The following is a 15,646-nucleotide window of genomic DNA, read 5'->3' on the forward strand; positions in this document are numbered from 1 at the left end:
CGCGCGAAGCCTTCGCCGAGACGGCGAAGGATACCATCGATCATCGCGCCCCTGCTGCCGGAGCAGGTCGCCCCGCTTCCAGGACCCTTCACACGCCCATGCCCCACGAACGAACATCACACGCGAACCTCGCACCGCCGGATCCGTCGCCGCGCAGCGCTCGCGCGGAGCCCAGCGGGCCCGCGCGCATCCCGGAGATCGACGGGCTGCGCGGGATCGCGCTGACGCTTGTGGTGCTCTTCCATCTCTTCGGCCATGGGCGGGTTTCCGGTGGCGTGGACGTGTTCCTGATGGTCTCGGGCTTCCTCCTGACCCTCTCGCTGGCGCGCGCTCTCTCCTCAGGTCGACCGATCGGCGTGCTCGGTCGATGGGGTCGGACGTTCGTCCGTCTCACGCCGCCCGCGGCCGTGGTGCTGCTCGTCGTCGTCGCTCTCTCCGCGACGGTCCTCGATCCGGGGCAGCAGCTCTCGACGCTCGAGGAGGTCATCGCCGCCGCGCTCTACCTGGAGAACTGGCAGCTGATCGACGCGAACCTCGCCTACGGGGCGGCAGGCCCCGAGACGAGCCCGCTGCAGCATTTCTGGTCGCTGTCTGTCCAGGGCCAGTTCTTCCTGGTCTTCCCCCTGCTCGCGCTCATCATCACGCGGGTCGTGCGCACGCCCCGCGCCCGCTCTCGCCTGCTGTGGATCCTCACGGTCGCCGGAACCATCGCGTCCTTCGTCTATGCCGCCCTCGCGAACGCCGAGGACCCGAGCTCGGCGTACTTCAGTACCTTCGCCCGGCTGTGGGAGATCGGACTGGGCGGGATCGTCGCGGGGCTGTGGTTACGGGGTAGCGTCATCCCGCTGGCGCTGCGCGGGGCGACCGGGTGGCTCGGTCTCGTCGCGGTCGTGCTCAGCGGCTTCCTGATCGACGGAGGCGCCGCCTACCCGGGTCCGCTCGCGCTCGTCCCTGTCGGTGGCGCGGCGCTCGTGATCCTCTCGACGGGTGCCGTCTCACGGCGGTCGGCCTCACGCATCCTCGCACACAGGAGGCTCGCCCAGCTCGACCGCATCTCCTACGGCCTGTACCTGTGGCACTGGCCTCTGCTCATCGCCTATCTCGCGGTCTTCGACCGAGAGGACGGCCGGGTCGGGCCGCTCGGAGCGATCGCGGTCCTGGCACTCGCTCTCCTCCTCTCCACCGCCACGACGTTCGTTCTCCGGATCCCGACGCGCTGGGCAGCGAATCGAGGCACGCCGGCGCAGCTGATCGCCGTCCTCCTCGCCATCTCCCTCGCCACGCTGCCCGCATACGGCGCCCACGCGCGGCTGATGACCCTGGAGATGGGCGGACTCACCTCCTGCTCGGGCGCCGCGGCGCTGGATCCCGACAACACGGAATGCGCTGACTTCGAGCTCCACGATGACCAGGAGGCGCTGACGCCGGGGATCCTGCCGCCCGTCGCGCTCCGGCCCGCAGACGACCCGACCCGCCCGGAGTGCTGGGCGGGCCAGACGGAAGACGAGTTCCGCCTCTGCACGATCGGGGACACGGCGGGGAACATGACGATTCTCGCGGTGGGAGACTCCCACATGGCAACGCTCACCGATGCGCTCGACGAGATCGGCGGACGCCAGGGCTGGAGGATCGACCTCGCGACGCGAGGGAAGTGCCGCTGGATGGGCACGGAGGCGCACCTCGCCTCGTCCGCCACCCAGGAGCGCGAGCGCTGCGCCCGATGGCGAGCCGACGTCGATGACCGCGCCGCGTCGGGCGACTACGACGCGGTGATCGTGGCGAGCGCCTCCAAGACCGAGCTCGCCGTGCCCGCCGACCGCGATCCGGATGAGTTCGACGCCGAGCAGCTGCTCGCCGCTTGGGCCGTCCGCGCGGATCCGGAGCGCACGCCGCTCGTCGCCTTCCGCGACAACCCCTCGATCTTCGACTCCCTCCAGGAGAAGTGCATGTCCGACATCGAGGCGCTGCGGGGCGGCGACTGCTCGCTGCCCCGTGACAGGGCCCTCTTCGAGACGGGCGTGGAGGAGGCCGTCGCCGCCGACCCGAACGCGCACCTCGTCGACCTCACCGACCGCATGTGCCGGGACGAGGTCTGCGACCCGGTCGTGGGCGGGGTCTGGCTGCTGCGCGACAATAACCACCTGACGGGAACGTTCGTGCGCACGCTCACTCCGTACATCGAGAGGGAGCTCGTCGACGTCCTCGGCGGCTGACGACGGTCGGGGAGGATCGCGGTCCTCCTCGGATCGAGTGTGCGGCACGCGCGGGTTCTCGGCGGATTCATCTCGCCTCCCCCGTAGAATCCCGTGGTGTCCTCCACCGCGCCGCCATCTGCCCGCAAGACCACGCAGCGCCTCGATATCCAGGGCCTGCGTGCGGTCGCCGTCCTCGCCGTCGTCGCGGCGCACGTCGTCGGCTTCCCGGACGGCGGGTTCGTGGGAGTCGACATCTTCTTCGTCGTCTCCGGCTTCCTGATCACCGGTCTCCTGCTCCGAGAGATCGATCGCACGGGAAGGATCTCCTTCACCCGCTTCTACGAGAGGCGTGCGAAGCGCATCCTTCCCGCGGCCGCCGTCGTGCTGGTCGCCACGGTCGTCGCCTCGTTCGTCCTCCTCGGCGGCGATCAGGGACGGGAGACGGCGGTCGACGCATTCTTCAGCGCCGTGTTCCTCGGCAACTGGCGCTTCGCCGCACAGGGCGTCGACTACTTCCAGCAGGGCACGCCGCCGTCGCCCCTGCAGCACTTCTGGTCGCTCGGCGTCGAGGAGCAGTTCTACCTCGTCTGGCCCTGGGTGCTCCTCCTCGTCGTCGTGCTCGCCGCGCGCTTCACCGACTGGTCCTCGCAGCGCGTGAGGGCCGTCGGCGCCGGCGCGATCCTCGTGCTCACGCTCGCCTCCTACGCCTGGGCGTCGGTCGAGACGGTCTCCCGTCACGAGTTCGCCTACTTCTCGACCTTCTCGCGCGCCTGGGAGCTCGGCATCGGCGCGCTGCTCGCCTTCCTCCCTCGCTTCTCCGCCTCGACAGCCGTGCGCCGGATCCTCACCTGGGTGGGTCTCGCCGGCATCGTCGCCTCGTTCGCCTTCGTCACGAGCGCCTCCCCCCTCTGGCCGGCGCCCCTCGCGCTCCTCCCTGTCCTCAGCACCGCGCTCGTGCTGCTCGCCGGAGTCGACTCCCCTGACGACTACCGCGCGCCGTGGCTGCTGACGAACCGGGTCGCGACCTACGTCGGCGACATTTCCTACAGCCTCTATCTCTGGCACTTCCCCGTCGCCATCCTGCTGATCTCGGTCCTCCCCGCCGGCTCCCGCCGGTATCTGCTCGTCGCGCTGGTCCTGATGTTCGCGCTGTCCGCGGCCAGTTACCACCTGGTCGAGAACCCCGCACGACGCGCCGCCTGGTTCCGCCGGCGAGCGGGCGCGGCGGGGCCGTCGCGCGTATGGGTGCCGCTCGCGACCGCATTCGCTCTCATCGCGGCGCTCGGCGCCGCGGGAAACGCCGCCGTCCAGCAGAGCCAGCCCGTGGCGAGCGAGGGCCCCGAAATCCTCGTCTCACCGGAGGAGGCGCCGCCGGAGGAAGCCTGCTGGGGCGCCGGCGCGTTCGCACGGGGTGAGGCGTGCGCTGAGATCGATCTCGGCGCTCTTGCGCCTGCCCCCAGCGAGGCGGAGTCGGATTCCGGCGGCGCCTATGCCTGTTACTCCACCGACGGCGAGATGCAGACCTGCCGCTACGGGTCGGAGGACACCGACGCCCTGCGCGTGGCGCTCGTCGGCGACAGCCACGCGGCTTCCCTCATCCCCGCTCTCGAACCGCGCCTCACGGACCTCGGGTGGTCCATGGACACCTACGTCGGGCGCGGCTGCGGCCTCATGGAGGAGGGCGCGACGGAGTCCGACTGCGACACCGCACGCTCGGAGATCAACGAGCGGCTCGTCTCGGACGACTACGACCTCGTGATCACAACTTCGACCCGGATGTTCCAGATCGACCCCGCGCCGAAGGCCGCCATGATGAGCCGTCTGCTCGATGCCGGCACCCAGGTGGTCGTCGTGGCGGACAATCCCCTGCTGTCGGAGGACGCGATCGCCTGCACGACGCGCATCGGCGTCGGGCCGGACGAGACGTGCGCGGACCCCGAGTCTGACGCGATGGGCCCGGAGGACACCAACATCGAAGCGGCCCGGCTCGCTGGCGCGGAGGTGGTCGATCTGACCGAGCTGTACTGCGACCGGAGCTCCTGCCCCGGGATCATCGGGAACGTCATCGTCTATCGAGACGCCGCCGGGCACATCACCGCCACCTGGGCCCGGACCCTCAGCCCGTACCTCGTCGAGGCGCTTCAGGAGCGACTGACGACCTGACCAGGGGTCGTCAGCCGCGGCGGCGCAGCGCGCGGACGACGCGGCCGGCGGCCCCTCGGCCGCGACGCGCGGCACCCTGCATCGTGCGCCGGGCCGCGCGCGGGAGCCAATGACGGCGACGGCGCACCATCAGCGCCTCTCCGAAGGAGTCGTACAGCAGCGGATCAAGCGCATCGTACTCCGGGAGCTCCGCGCCGCACCGAGCCGACACCGCCTCCGCGCCCTCGGCGAGGAGAAGCGCCGGTGCGAGAGGTCGTTGGAGAGGAAGCGCGCGCACCGGATACAGGGCACGCCATTCGTTGCGCCCGTCCTCCGTGCGGCGCCAGCTCAGCTCGGCGGGCTCGATCGGCGCGCCCCCGTTCGCCTCCGCGTCGTGCAGGACGGGGAGGATGTCTCCCGAGCCCAGCGTGGACGTCCCCGTCACGACGAGTCCCGTCCGTCCGCCGGAGATCCCGGTGACGACCCCGTCCGCCGCGTCACGGGCGCGCAGAGCGTCCTCGAGACGGTTCACGGGGATCCTCGTCTCCGGCACGAGCACGACCGCACGCGACCCGCAGAGCTGCTCGCCGGCCTCCGACGCGCGGCGCCACGCCTCGGGGTCCTCGCCTCCGCCGGGGGCGAGGAGCGAGGCGATGATCGGCAGGAGGAGGGCCTTGCTGTCTCCGGCGCGCCGCAGCGCGCGCTCCTCGATCAGTTCGAGCGCGCGCGCCCAGCCCGCGAGATGGTCGGGCACGACCCGCTTCGGGTCGTCGTTCCCGGCTGTCATCGCGCGCGCCGCCTCGAACTCGCCCTCGGCGACCAGCTGCAGCGTCAGTCGCTTCGCCGTCGGCAGGCCGCCCGGTGCGGCTGGGATCGTCTCCAGCAGCGTGCAGACCGCTTCGGCGACCGCCGCATCGTCCTCGGTCGGGCCAGTCCGGCGCGACAGATATCGAGCGACGTGCAGATAGCCGTCGCGGTCGTAGATCAGCCTCGCGTAGGCGCGCTCGATCGAGGTGCTCCCCTGCTCCATGACGAGCCTCGCGCAGGTGGTCTCCTGATCGAGGTAGCTCAGCACGGAGACGGCGGAGCTCGCCTGCGCCGTCATCGAGCCGGCGCCGGGCCGGGCGCGGTAGAGGTACACGACGTCCGGGATCACGTCGATCGTCGTCGCCGCGAGATAAGCCCTCATCATCGGCACGATGTCGTTCGAGCGCGGGACGTCCGGGAACCGGAGATCGTGCCGGACCCACCAGTCGCGTCGGAAGACCTTGTTCCAGCACGGCCGGCTGTAGAGGAGGGTGGGCGCATCTGCGAGGGACGTCCCGGTCGCCGGGGTGCCGTAGGCCGCCATGCTGTCGGTCGGTCGCCAGGTATCCACGGGGCTGAACTTGAGGTAGTCGCCGATCGCGATGTCGGATCCCGATGCGCGGAGGCTCTCGACGAGTGCGGAATAGGCGCCGTCGGGGATGAGGTCGTCTCCATCGGCGAAGACGAGGAAGCGTCCTCTCGCGTGCGCGACGCCCTCGTTCCGCGCGGATCCCCCTCCGCGGCTGGTCGCGTTCAGCACCCGGACGCGCGGATCCCCCTCCGCGGCTCGCTCCACGACGTCCAGCGTGTCGTCCTCCGAGTGGTCGTCGACGACGAGCACCTCCAGGTCGGCGAGACTCTGCGAGAGCACGGACTGGAGCGTCTCGCGCACCCACGGCCCGACGTTGTGGGTGGGCATGACAACGGAGAGCAGCGGAGACGCGCTTCGATCGGGATTCACCATCGCGGACATGCTAGACGACCTCTTCCTCTTCTCCCTGTCAGGCGGGGATTCTCTCCGGTACGCGGCTCCGCCCGGACGGCTCCTCGCGCGCCCCGAGGAAGGCGCCGCCCGCGGCACCCGCCGCGAGGAGCAGCGCGGCGACCGCGAGGAGCACTCCGTAGGTCGCCCCCGACACGTCCATCCGGGTCGCGACCTCCGCCGGCGAGATGCCGGAGATGCCGTGGTAGGCCTGCCATTCGAAGGGGACCACCCAGAAGGCCGATGCGACGAGGATCGCCGCGGCCAGACCCGCCGCGACCGGCGCGACCGCCGCCCGCAGGGGCGCCCGCCGACGCGCGAGGATCGTGTGGGTGAGAGCCGCGAACGCCAGGGCGAAGGCGGCGATGCCGCTGTAGAGGTAGCGGCCCTGCGTTCCCCGTGTCGGGTCGCCGATGTCCCAGTAGATGCCGTGCGCGTTCCGGAAGATCGTCACGGCGATGATGACGGGGAATGCCAGCAGCAGGAGCAGCATCCACCGCGAGCGCGAGAAGACCAGCGCCGCGAGCACGATCGCGACCAGCAGGATCCCCGCCGCGATGATCGCCCCGCTGGGGTTCGCCGTCGCGGCATATCCCACGCGCCCCCAGAAAGTGGCGTTGAGCCGGGTGAGGAACGCCTCGACGAAGACCTCGAAGGAGTAGCCGTCTACCGGGATCTCCTGCCGCTCTCGGGAGCCGAGCACGCTCGGCTGGAGGGTGCCGAGGAGCAGGACGTTGCGCACCCACCACCACCCTCCGATGGCGAACGCGATCACGCCCGGGACGAGGACCCGCACCAGGGTCCTCCACGCGCTGCGCGTCGCCCTCCAGGCGGCGCCGACAGCGAGAACGACCACGACGGGAGCCAGCATCATCGCATAGCCCTTGGACATCAGCGCGACACCGTAGGCGACCCCGGCGACGGGCAGCAGCCAGCTCGCAGCGCGCGCGTCGTGCCAGGCCCGGACGAGCGCCCAGATCGTCGCGCTGCAGGCGGCGATGAGCAGCGCGTCGTTCGTGATCGTGCCCCCCGAGACGGTGAACCACGGGACGAACAGAGGGAACAGGCCTCCGAGCACGCCAGCCCAGCGGCTGCCGGTCGCCCAGCGTACCGCGCCGGCGATGAACGGAACCGCGCACGCGATGAGCGCCGCGGACAAGCCGCGCAGGAGGAAGGCCGCGTGGTCCCAGCGCAGCTCCCCGCCGCCCACGGCCGCGATGAGCGTCGAGCCGACGAGGTAGTACCCCGGCGGATGCTGGACCATCTGATCGCGGACGAACTCCGGAAGATCGCTGTCCGCGAGGAACGCCGAGCGCTCGGCGGCCGGCGGCACCTCAACCGTGTACTCCGGGTCGGGGAGCTCCAGGCCGCTCTCCCCCACGGCCTCCCAGGTGGATCCGACGACGCGCGCCTCGTACGGGAGGGGCCACCCTCCCCCATCCACGAGTCTGGCCACCGAGTTGTAGTGCCGCGGCTCGTCGGGACCCGTGAAGTGAGGCAACGCGAGCCCCCACAAGAGCGAGATGACGAACGTCGCGAGCGCGATGACGGCGACGCTCCCGCGATAGACCCGCTGCTCCCGCCGGGCCCGCGCGCCGTGAGCCGGGGCGTCGCTCATCAGCCGCCCTGCACGATCTCGGCGATGAGGTCCGCCTGGCGGGCGGAGCGCGCCTTCACCTCCGGGAGGTGCGCGTCAAGCCGGGCCTGCACGCTCTCCCGCTGGGCGTCGAGGTCGGCGAAGCGCTCGGACAGGTAGTCGGGCGTGAGCTTGTCGTGTCCGAACGCCCATTCCTCGAGCTCGAACATCTCCAGCACCTCGCGGTACTTGTGGCTCCACCCGATGACGAGCGTCGGCACGGCCATCGCGAGCGAGGACACCATCGCGTGGAACCGGCTCGCGACGAACAGATCGCAGCGGCCGATGAGGTAGCGGAGCTGCTGGGAGGACAGCTCGCGGTCGACGAACAGGAGGTCGTCGCCGATCCGCAGCTGGGCATGGATCTCGCGGCAGAGGGGCAGATCGTTGTTGTGGGTCTTCTCGGTGCCGGTCCGCACGCTGTGCGGGATGAGCACGACCTTCTTGCCCTGACGGCGCAGGTCCTCGACGAAGGAGACGATCTGCCCGGCGTAGTCGCCTCCGCGCGCGTCGACCTTCTTCTGCAGAACGACGCTGGGGCAGACGCCAACGACATCGCGCTCGTCATCGAAGAAGGACAGATCGACGTGCTGCGAGACGGCCTCCGCCTCGTCGCCGTCCATCTCGAGCGAGAACGCGTAGTCGGCACCCGCGAACAGGTTCGTCAACCCGAGTCCCTCGGCGAACTCGTGCGTGATCCGTCCGCGGGTGACGAGGGTCCGCGCCTTCGGCAGGAAGACCTTCGCGGCGCGGCGGTTGATCGGGTTCTCGAACGGGCCGACCGCCTGCGCGCACTTGAAGACGGGCGTGCCGGTGTTCAGCGCGGGCAGGATCGAGGCCACGTTGTAGAGCAGGAACTTCTCCCGGCCGTCCGTGAACGTGATGCCCCCCTGGTCGAGCAGCACCTGGCTCGAGGTGAGCGCCGCGATCGCCTTGGACTTCTTCCGCAGCAGCGGACGCAGGGGCGGGAGGAGGCGGTAAACGAGCGCCAGTGTGTTGATCGTCACCCCGAGCTGCTTGGGGTCGGCGGCGACGATGTCGAGGTTCTCGTACGGGTTCTGCTCCCGATCCTCGCGAGGATACATGCTGAACAGCGTGAAGCGCGGGTTGTCGAGTCGCTCGCTCAGCGTCTGGATCGCGCTCTCCAGCATGGCGGCCGCGCCCTTGTTGCCGGACAGAGCGGATCCGATGATCGTGATGTGCGGGGTGTTCATGGACGGATCTCCTTCGGGATGGTCCGGCGGACGATGACGTAGATGAGCGCGACGAGCGCGTCTCCGACGGTGGACAGCAGGCGCGCGATGAGACTGATGACGATGGCCTCCGCGAGGGGGATGTACTGGCTCAGCACCGCGACGATCACGGCTTCCCTCACCCCCAGGCCGCTGGGGACGAGGAACGCGAGGATCCCCACCGCGCCCGCGAGGGCGTATGCCGCGGCGAACGGCAGCCACTCGGCCGGGGAGATGCCACTCACCGATACCGCAATGGCGACGAAGCCGACGCCGTTGACGATCCTCGGTCCGAGGAAGGCGATCGCGGAGCGGAGCGCCTGCCCGCTGCTGAGGAAGTACTCGCGCGGGATGTCGCGCTTCAGGATCTTCTTCGCGGGGAGCGCGACGATCCGGTGGAAGAGGGGGGCGTACAGGACGGCGGCGACGGGGATGAGGACGAGGAGGGGGGCGATCAGCGTCGTCGCGTTCTCGCCGAGGACCCGCGGCCCGAGACTCACGAAGAGGATGATCACGGCCGGGACGATGGAGGCGAGCTGCAGGAACACGTTCTCGTAGATGAAGGTGATGACGATCAGCGTCCTGCTGATGCCCTTCTTCTTCGCCCACAGGACCTTGTTGGCCACCGAGCCGACCTGGCCGGGAATGTACTTGAGCACCCAGGACAGGCACTGCACCGCGATCGCCTCGCGCGCGCTCACCCGCGCATCCGGCTCCAGCACCCGCACGATGCGGCCCCAGGACAGTCCCGTCACGGGGACTGCGGCCGCGAAGGCCGCGATCGCGAGCGCCCACCATCCGTCGGGGCGCAGATCGCGGTCTCGGAGCGCATCCCAGTTGTCGATCAGGGCCGTGGCGAACAGCCATCCGACGACGCCCACGATCGCGGTCGTCGCGCCCCAGCGCAACGCGCGCCTGCGCCAGCCGGCCTTCGTCGCCCGCTCCCCGCCGGGCCGATCCACATCGCCCATGTCGTCAGTTGTAGCGGCGGAAGGTGTCGAGCTCCTTCTTCGCCGAGAACGGCACGAGTCCGTCCGGATCGGCGTAGCCGAACCCGATCAGCATGACCACGCGGTCGCTGAGGTCGAGCCCCAGGCGCTTCTGCATCTTCGCCTCGAGCGGCTCGAAGTCGGGCCAGTTGATCACGCACGAGCTGAGCCCCTGGGTCTCGAGTCCGAGCAGGAACTGCATCGCCGCGAGCGAGCTGTCGACGTAGATCGCATGGCGATCACGCGGGCTGAAGTAGGACTCGAGCTTGCCGATCACGACGGCGATCGCCGGCACGTTGTCGGCGTAGCCCGCCGTGCCGAACGGAATGCCCGCGATCTCGCGCGCGAGATCCGGCTCGTCGAAGACGCGGAACTCGTACGGGAGCCTGTTGCAGGCTGTCGGCGCCTGCCGGGCGAGCAGGAGTGCGTTGTCGATCTTCTCGCGCTCGACGCGCCTCTGTTCGAACCATCGAACGCTGCGGCGCTGGAGGACGAGCTTCTCGAGCTCCTCATAGGGCAGCTCGCTCAGCCGATCCTTCGCGTGCGGGACCTTCCCCGTCTCCTCCGCCGCGTACCCCGCTGCGTCGAAGCGCGCTCGCGCCTGGCGGATCGTCTGGTCGTCGCCCGTGGCTGCCGCGAAGTAGGCGGTCAGCACGTCGTGCGCCCAGTCCATCTCGGCCTGGTCCATCGTCCCGGGCGCGGTGCGGCACTGGCGGGCGGCCTGCTCGTAGAACTCGATGGTCTCGGTGATGTAGTCGCGCGCGAAGACGTCCCGTCGGGGGCGCATGATGAGCCCCTTCTCCAGCCGGTGGATGTTCCGGCGCAGCTCGACGTGCGTCGCGCGATCGCGGGTCTTGTTGCGGTAGTAGTTGCGACGGCCCCGAAGGACGGCGCCCTGCTCGCGGTTGAACGTCAGGAAGCTGACGAAGTAGAACAGGTGCGTCAGGATGCGACTCGACCCGAACGTCTCGAGGAAGAATCGGTTCACCACCTCGTAGACGCGGCGGATCCACGTGATCGCCAGCAGGTCCTTGGCGATCTTCTTCAGCTTGTTCAGCACGGAGACACTCCCGTCGGGTGAGGGCCGCGGTTCATGCGGCGTTCGAGTCGCGCCGCGGGAGCGGGCGTGTGAGGCTCTCGGGCGGCGTGACCATCAGCGAAGGGTGGCGGATCGCATCGTCGAGCGTGACGACGCGAGGATCGATCTGCCTCTCGGGGGCATACTGAGCGGCCTTCGCCCTCTCCAGCTGATCTTCGACGAGGGTGCGGTTGGTTCGCAGCATGTCGCTGATGACGATGAGCGCGAGGCTCAGCAGACACCCCACGAGCATCGCCGAGCCGAAGACGAGCGATTGGATATGGTCGCCCGCGATCCCCATCCAGGTGAGGATGAGGAACCGCCCGAAGGGGATCGCCGCCCCGAGGAAGAAGAGCGCCGCGAGGCTGAGGAACACCGCATGCGGCTTGAACATCACGTAGCTGCGCATGATGGCGCCGCCCGAGCGCCCCATGTGCTCGAAGATGTTCTTGAACAGCCGCGATTCGCGCGTCTTGGGGTTCGTCGTCACGGGGACGCTCTCGATGCGCAGCCGCTTGTTCCCCGCCTGGATGATCGTCTCCATGCAGTACGAGAACTCGGTCACGACGTTGAGACGGAAGAGCGACTCGCGCGAGTAGGCACGGAAGCCGCTCGCCGCATCGGGGAGCTTCGTTCCCGCGGCGAAGTTGACGACCCGGCTACCGACCGCCTGCATCATCTTCTTGAACGGCGAGAAGTGCGCAATGGTCTTCGTCTGGCGGTCGCCGATGACGATGTCGGCGGTGTTGTTCAAGATGGGCTGCACAAGGTCCGCGATGCGGTCCTGCGGGTACTGGTTGTCGCCGTCGGTATTGACGACGATGTCAGCCCCGCGCTGGAGGGCATAGTCGATCCCGTCCCGGAACGAGCGCGCGAGGCCCATGTTGCGGGTGTGGAAGACGAAGTGCTTCACGCCGAGCTCCCTGGCGATCTCGACGGTTCGATCACTCGATCCGTCGTCGATCACGAGGATGTGGATCTCATCGATTCCCGGGATCTCCTTCGGGATCGATTCGATGACGCTCGGAAGCGTGGCCTCCTCGTTCAAGCAGGGGATCTGAACGAAAAGACGCATAGGGTTGTGGAGACCTTTCACAGCGGGGCGGACGGCAGAGGTACCCGGGCAATCATAGCCGCCGGCGGTCGTCGTTCCTGGCAGCGCGCCCCGTGCGCTGTCCGCCCCTCCGTCCGGGAGCCGCCCTGATGATCGACGCGCCGCGACGACGCCTCCGAGATGCTGCGCGAGGGAGCCTCCCCGTGCTGGTCGCCGCACTCGCGGTGTGCGCGCTGGCGCTCCTCGGCGCGGCCGGGTGGGTCGACCGGCGTCGCGCCCCCGGAGAGGCCTACACCCTGTTCCTCTCCGACTTCGCCTCCCATGCGCCGGAGGCGATCACGGCGTTCCTCCTCTTCGCGGCGCTCTACACCGCGTGCGCCGCGGCTCTCCGCGCCGCTGCGTCGCGTCCCGTTCCGGCCACAGCACGGGGACGCGAGCCGAGGCCGACCGCAGCGCGTCTCGAACGGACGACGACCTGGCTCTGCGGCCGCTGGTGGCGGCTGTCCGCACTGCTCGCCGTCGCGTGGGCGCCGCTCCTCCTCATGCAGCTGCCCGGCACCTCGAACCCCGATTTCCACCTCGCCGTCATCGAGGTCCTCGGCGATCGCGCGACCCTCGAGTACCCGCCGTTCGACGTCTACCCGATCGCTCACCACCTCGTGCCCGACGGAGACGTCCTGGTCTCCACGCACCACAACGCATTCCTGACCTGGCTCTCCGGCACGCTCATGGGCGCCAGCCTGGATCTGACCGGATCCTTCATGTGGGCCTTCTGCCTCCTCACCGGATCACAGGCCGTCTTCACGATCGTCGCCTTCGGCCGCGCGCTCGAACTCCTCGCACGACACGCGCCTCGGACATCATTCCGCGCTCTCGCAGTGCTCTGCGCCATCGCCGGAGGGTGGCCGATCGCGATGTGGAGCCTGGCTCTGGCGAAGAACCCTCTGTTCGCCGCGGCACTCGTGTGGTGGGTGGCGGTCTGCATCGACGCCGTGCTCTCTTCGCGGCCGGTCTCCGCTCGGCGTCTGGTCGGGTGGGCGTGCCTCACACTCGTTCTCCTCTGCTCGGCGAAGTACGGCGTCTACATCGTCCTCGCGCAGCTGCTCCTGCTGATCGTCCTCCGTCGGGGACGGAGGCGGTGGGCGGAGACGCTCACTGCTCTCGCCCTGCCGATCGTCATCACGGAGGCTCTCCTGCGCGGACTCATCGCGGGCGGCTTCGTGATCCCGAACGACCCGATGGAGGCGAAGTCGCTGCAGATCCAGTCGCTCGGTCTCGTGCTCCAGCAGGATCCGGAGGCGCTCACGCCGGAGGAGCGGTCTTCCCTCAGTCCGATCTTCGACCCCGACGCGATGTCCCGCGACTTCGACCCCGATTTCGTCCGCCCGCTCCGCAGCTCCGGGTACATCGACGGCGCGTATCGGTGGCGCACCGTGACACAGGAGGAGGCCGCGGCGTTCGACGGGATCTGGGCGGCGGTCGCGGCGCGGGAGCCCCTGCTCGTCACGGACAGCGTGATTCGCGGCGCCTTCCGCTTCTTCGATCCTCTCTCGCGCGGATTCGACAACTGGCCCCGCGCCGATGCCGACGACGGCATCCAGGCCGTCCCGATCGACGGCCACCATTTCGGAGACGATGGCCGGAACGATGCGGCGCGGGACGCGCTGACGGCGACGACCGCCCACGTGGAGTCGCTGCCCGGGATCCGGCTGTTGCTCGAGCCGTCCGTGCGCGTCGTCCTCGTGCTCCTGCTCGCCGCGGCCGCGATCGCCGCCCGCGTGCGTGCGGCGTGGGTCTGGGCCCTGCCTCTCATCCTCCACTGCGGGGTGCTGATCGCCGCTCCGCTGGCGGCATCCGGCCGCTACAGCCTCGGCATCGTCTACGCGCTGCCCGTGGCGATCCTCGCGCTCGGGATCGAGGGGCGCGGACGCTCGCCGTCCGAAGCTCCTCAGCCCGCGCTGTCGGCGTTGTAGGCGTCGATGACGTCGCCGATCGGGGCGTCCATCACCAGACGGTGGTCACGAATGTACAGGCCCCGCCTGCAGAACCTCTTGAGGTCGCCCTCCCGGTGGCTCACGAAGAAGAGCGTGCGGCCTGCAGCCAGCATCTCGTCGATGCGGCGGTAGCACTTCTCGCGGAACGCCTTGTCTCCGACGGCGAGCACCTCGTCGACGAGGAGGATCGGCTCGTCGAGCTGCGAGACGACGGAGAACGCGAGGCGCACCTTCATGCCGTTGGACAGGTGCTTGTAGGGGGTCTCCTGGGAGTCCTCGAGCTCCGCGAACGCGATCATCTCATCGTATCGCGCCGCGATCTCGGGCTTCGTCATGCCGTGCAGGCCCGCCGTCAGGCGCACGTTCTCGCGCACCGTGAGGTCGCCGACGAAGCCGCCCGTGAGCTCGATGAGCGGCGCGACGCCGCCGTTCACCCGCACCTCGCCCTCGTCGGGCAGCAGGACGCCCGCCACGAGCTTCAGCAGCGTCGACTTGCCCTGGCCGTTGCGCCCGACCACGCCGATCGACTCGCCGGGCCGCACCGTGAAGGACACGTCGCGCAGCGCCCAGAACTCGCCCTTCGGGGTGCGCCGCTTCGCCCCCGCGAACATCGACTTGATGCTCCGTCGGCCGCGGCGGTTGCGGCGGAAGCGCACGCCGAGGCCGGACACCTCGATCGCGTTCCCCGTCACGTCATCGTCCATCACAGCTCCTTGAGAAGGGCGTGCTCCATCCGCCGGAACACGAGGAGGCCGACGACGAGCAGCACGACGCTCACCACGGCCGACGAGACGACGGGCCAGGTGCTCCACTGGTCGGGGAAGAAGCCCACCCGGTAGAGGGTCATGATCCCCGCGAGGGGGTTCAGCGCCGCGAGTTCGGAGAAGGCGCCAGGCAGGTCCGAGACGCCGTAGATGATCGGCGTCGCGTAGAACAGGGCGCGCAGCACAAGCCGGGTCGTGCGCTCGAGGTCGGTGAAGAGCACGCACAGCGGCGCGATGATGAGCCCGAGGCCCACGAGCAGGACCGTCTGGAGGATCACCGCGACGGGGAACCACAGGAGCCCCCATCCGACGCTCGCCCCGCCGAAGATCGCGAACAGCACGAGCACCGGGAGGGAGCAGAGGAACTCGATGCCCTTGGAGAGCACGATCCGCCCGACCCAGATGGAGCGCGGGATGGAGGTCGAGCGCACGAGCTTCGCGTCGCGATTGAACGCCCGGGTGAAGTCGCTCACCGAGGCGTTGAACCACACCCACGGGAGGAGCGCGGCGATGAGGAAGACGATGTACGGCTGCGCCCCGACGGTGCGCTCGAAGACCTGCGTGAAGACGAACCAGTAGATGAGGCTCATCACGAGCGGATCGAGCACGCTCCACAGGTAGCCGAGCCAGCTCGTCGCGTATCGCACGCGCAGATCGCGCGCCGACAGCAGCCACAGCGAGTGCAGGTATCGGCGCGGCGTCCCGGGACGGCCGGCGCCAGCAGTGCTCACACAGTCGATCCTACGGGGACGCGATGGCTGCGCGCGCAGGCG

General features: G+C 69.5%; 11 protein-coding genes. 3 read left to right on the forward strand and 8 right to left on the reverse strand.

Translation table 11 applies throughout. The features are described 5' to 3' along the window. Nucleotides 1-98 precede the first annotated feature (98 nt). Nucleotides 99-2,213, forward strand: coding sequence for an acyltransferase family protein (locus tag NHL53_RS10480; protein WP_433776814.1), 2,115 nt, complete (start codon nt 99-101; stop codon nt 2,211-2,213). 96 nt (nt 2,214-2,309) lie between these two features. Further along, nucleotides 2,310-4,358 (forward strand): acyltransferase family protein, encoded by a 2,049-nt coding sequence (locus NHL53_RS10485; RefSeq protein ID WP_433776815.1) that lies wholly within the window; start codon nt 2,310-2,312, stop codon nt 4,356-4,358. Between the two features lie 10 nt (nt 4,359-4,368). Here NHL53_RS10485 and NHL53_RS10490 read toward each other — a convergent pair whose 3' ends face one another. From NHL53_RS10490 to NHL53_RS10515, 6 genes are read right to left on the reverse strand one after another with little or no spacing between them, the layout of a single operon-like run. Then, nucleotides 4,369-6,108 (reverse strand): glycosyltransferase family 2 protein, encoded by a 1,740-nt coding sequence (locus NHL53_RS10490; RefSeq protein WP_433776816.1) that lies wholly within the window; start codon nt 6,106-6,108, stop codon nt 4,369-4,371. Nucleotides 6,109-6,145: 37 nt separating this feature from the next. Continuing rightward, nucleotides 6,146-7,744, reverse strand: coding sequence for a DUF2142 domain-containing protein (locus tag NHL53_RS10495; RefSeq protein WP_433776817.1), 1,599 nt, complete (start codon nt 7,742-7,744; stop codon nt 6,146-6,148). Further along, nucleotides 7,744-8,976 (reverse strand): polysaccharide pyruvyl transferase family protein, encoded by a 1,233-nt coding sequence (locus NHL53_RS10500; protein ID WP_433776818.1) that lies wholly within the window; start codon nt 8,974-8,976, stop codon nt 7,744-7,746. The genes NHL53_RS10495 and NHL53_RS10500 overlap by 1 nt, the downstream gene beginning before the upstream one ends. Continuing rightward, nucleotides 8,973-9,965 (reverse strand): lysylphosphatidylglycerol synthase domain-containing protein, encoded by a 993-nt coding sequence (locus NHL53_RS10505; protein WP_433776819.1) that lies wholly within the window; start codon nt 9,963-9,965, stop codon nt 8,973-8,975. Before NHL53_RS10505 ends, NHL53_RS10500 begins: the two co-directional genes overlap by 4 nt. A 4-nt stretch (nt 9,966-9,969) precedes the next feature. After that, entirely contained in the window at nt 9,970-11,043 is a 1,074-nt protein-coding gene (locus tag NHL53_RS10510) for a nitroreductase family protein (RefSeq protein ID WP_433776820.1), read from the reverse strand. A 31-nt stretch (nt 11,044-11,074) separates the two neighbouring features. Further along, nucleotides 11,075-12,136: a glycosyltransferase family 2 protein gene (locus tag NHL53_RS10515; protein WP_433776821.1), complete on the reverse strand. Its 1,062-nt coding sequence runs from the start codon at nt 12,134-12,136 to the stop codon at nt 11,075-11,077. Nucleotides 12,137-12,318: 182 nt separating this feature from the next. On the opposite strand from NHL53_RS10515, the gene NHL53_RS10520 reads away from it, so the two are divergent. Further along, the gene (locus tag NHL53_RS10520) at nt 12,319-14,088 is read left to right on the forward strand and encodes a DUF6020 family protein (protein WP_433776822.1); all 1,770 of its coding nucleotides are present in this window, start codon (nt 12,319-12,321) and stop codon (nt 14,086-14,088) included. Here the strand turns inward: NHL53_RS10520 and NHL53_RS10525 are convergent. Then, nucleotides 14,064-14,813, reverse strand: a complete 750-nt coding sequence (locus tag NHL53_RS10525; RefSeq protein ID WP_433776823.1) for an ABC transporter ATP-binding protein — start codon at nt 14,811-14,813, stop codon at nt 14,064-14,066. The genes NHL53_RS10520 and NHL53_RS10525 overlap by 25 nt on opposite strands. After that, the gene (locus NHL53_RS10530; RefSeq protein WP_433776824.1) at nt 14,813-15,604 is read right to left on the reverse strand and encodes an ABC transporter permease; all 792 of its coding nucleotides are present in this window, start codon (nt 15,602-15,604) and stop codon (nt 14,813-14,815) included. The genes NHL53_RS10525 and NHL53_RS10530 overlap by 1 nt, the downstream gene beginning before the upstream one ends. Nucleotides 15,605-15,646: the final 42 nt, after the last annotated feature.

The sequence above is a fragment of the Microbacterium sp. gxy059 genome, assembly GCF_050958665.1.
In the GTDB taxonomy this organism is placed as follows: Bacteria; Actinomycetota; Actinomycetes; order Actinomycetales; family Microbacteriaceae; genus Microbacterium.